The 2,228-nt window shown below is 62.6% G+C and carries 3 protein-coding genes and 1 pseudogene; all 4 read left to right on the top strand.

The window, feature by feature from the left end; genetic code table 11:
* Positions 1 to 114: pseudogene (locus L9Z73_RS29480) on the top strand (LysR family transcriptional regulator); the annotation flags it as partial.
* A gap of 94 nt (positions 115 to 208) precedes the next feature.
* Positions 209 to 511 carry a DUF3649 domain-containing protein gene (locus L9Z73_RS29475; protein ID WP_247408408.1) on the top strand — a complete coding sequence of 101 codons (303 nt, stop codon included), beginning with the start codon at positions 209 to 211 and terminating at the stop codon, positions 509 to 511.
* Positions 508 to 2,082 (top strand): PepSY domain-containing protein, encoded by a 1,575-nt coding sequence (locus L9Z73_RS29470; RefSeq protein ID WP_247408407.1) that lies wholly within the window; start codon positions 508 to 510, stop codon positions 2,080 to 2,082. The genes L9Z73_RS29475 and L9Z73_RS29470 overlap by 4 nt, the downstream gene beginning before the upstream one ends.
* On the top strand, positions 2,083 to 2,228 hold a 146-nt coding region (locus L9Z73_RS29465; RefSeq protein ID WP_247408409.1), incomplete at its 3' end, for a DUF3325 domain-containing protein. It abuts the gene before it with no gap.

Below are 2,228 nucleotides of genomic sequence, written 5' to 3'. Positions count from 1 at the left end.
CAACCCGCGCCGATCCATGTGATCTGGCCCACGGCGGCGCACATGCCGGCCAGGACGCGCTGCGCCATCGACGCCTTGGTCGCGGGCACCCCGAGTTGCCTGGCGGGCAGTTAGGTTTTGCCTTCAGGCAGGTGATTCATCCGTTCTCTTTTGCTTATGAGAATATTTATCATTAATATTGCGCTCTGATGAACCTGGCGCTTCCTGCATGAAAAGCAAAACCTCGCTTCCCGCCGCTTACCGCCTCGCTGTCACATCACGCGCATTGGCCGCTGTGCTCGGCGGCTATCTGATGGCGTCCCTGGCCGCCATCTGCCTGGCGCTGTGGCTGCCCACGTCCCGCGCCGATGCGGTGATCACCGGGATGATGAGTTCGTTTGTGTTCTACCTGTTGGCGGTGCTGTGGTGCTTTGCCTGCCGCACGGCTTGGCGTGCGTGGTGTGGCGTGATGTTGCCGAGCGCGTTGTTCGCGACCCTGGCGGGTGTGGGTGTATGGATGGCACGCACATGAAAGAAGGTTTTCGCCAGGCGATGGCCTGGTTGCACACCTGGGCCGGACTGATCTTTGGCTGGCTGCTGTTTGCGATTTTTCTGACGGGCACCTTGTCGTATTTCAAAGATGAAATCAGCCATTGGACCCAGCCCGAAGTGCAGGCCCACCCGCTGGACGATGGGCGCAGCCTCGCGGTGGCCCAAGCCTACTTGCAACAGCATGCGCCCAACGCCGCGCGCTGGTTTATCACCTTGCCGGACAGCCGCGACCCTGGCTTGTCGGTGATGTGGCAAGACAAGGTCGACCCCGGCAAGCGCGGCGACTTCATCCAGAAAGTCCTCGACCCGGTCAGCGGCCAAGCCGTGCAGGTCCGTGAAAGCAAGGGCGGCGAGTTCTTCTATCGCTTCCACTTCCAGTTGCAAATGCCGCATCCCTGGGGCCGCTGGTTATCCACCCTTGCCGCGATGGTGATGTTTGTCGCATTGATCACCGGCATCATCACCCACAAAAAAATCTTCAAGGACTTCTTCACCTTCCGCCCTCGCAAGGGTCAGCGCTCCTGGCTTGACGGGCATAACGCAGTGGGCGTACTGGTGCTGCCGTTTCATTTGATGATCACCTACAGCAGCCTGGTGATCTTCATGAGCTTGGTCATGCCGGCCCCCATCGTGGCCTCTTACGGCAACGACAGCCGGGCCTTCTTCAACGATGTGTTCCCCTCCACCGACAACGCACCGGCGCTCGGCCAGCCCGGCACCTTGTTGCCGTTGCTGCCGATGTACGAGCAGGCGCGGGCGCAGTGGGCGGGTGGGCATGTGGGGCGGCTGGCGGTGAATAACCCAAGTGACGTGAACGCCTCGGTCAATGTGTTCCGCGCCGGCGCCGACCGCGTGGTGCATGATTTCGGCAGCACCGTGTCGTTCAACGGCAGCACCGGCGAACTGCTGCGGGTCAGCGCCGAGCAATCGCTGCCGGCGGCGATCGGCGGCAGTTTTTATGGCCTGCACATGGGCCATTTCGCCGGTCCGGTGTTGCGCTGGCTGTACTTTATCTGCGGGCTGGCGGGCACGGCGATGATCGGCACCGGGCTGGTGATCTGGCTCGGCAAGCGCCAGCTCAAGCACGCCAAAACCGGGGGCATGCCGTTTGAGCTGCGCCTGGTGCAAGTGCTGAATATCGCCAGCATGTCCGGGTTGTTGCTCGCCATCGCGGCGTTCTTCTGGGCCAACCGTTTGCTGCCGGTGAGCGTTGCCGAGCGTTCCGACTGGGAAGTACAGGTCTTCTTTATCGTCTGGGGCCTGAGCCTGTTGCACGCCGTGCTGCGTCGAGGGCGCCTGGCCTGGGTCGAGCAACTGAGCGTTGGTGCACTGTTGTTTAGCGCGATCCCTCTGCTCAACGCGCTGACCACCTCGAACCACCTGGGCGTGTCGCTGGCGACGGGCGACTGGGCCATGGCCGGCTTCGACCTGACGTGCCTGGGCAGCGGTGTGTTTCTCGCCTGGGCCGCCTGGAAAATGCACCGTCGCACGGCGCCCCAACCCAAGGTCGAAAGGGCACGCCCGCTCAATCTCAAATCGGAGGCGCACTGAATGTTGCTTGCATGGCTGATGTGCTACGTCGGGTTTACCGCACTGTGCCTGTCTACCGACCGTCACCATGGCGAACTGCTGCGTAGCAAGCCTTCGCCGCGTCGCCGCTTGGGGTTGCGCGTGGCTGGCGGGTGGCTGCTGACGCT

This window comes from Pseudomonas emilianonis (assembly GCF_023072625.1).
GTDB classification, from domain to species: Bacteria; Pseudomonadota; Gammaproteobacteria; order Pseudomonadales; family Pseudomonadaceae; genus Aquipseudomonas; species Aquipseudomonas paraveronii.
This window is presented reverse-complemented; position numbering and strand designations above follow the sequence as displayed.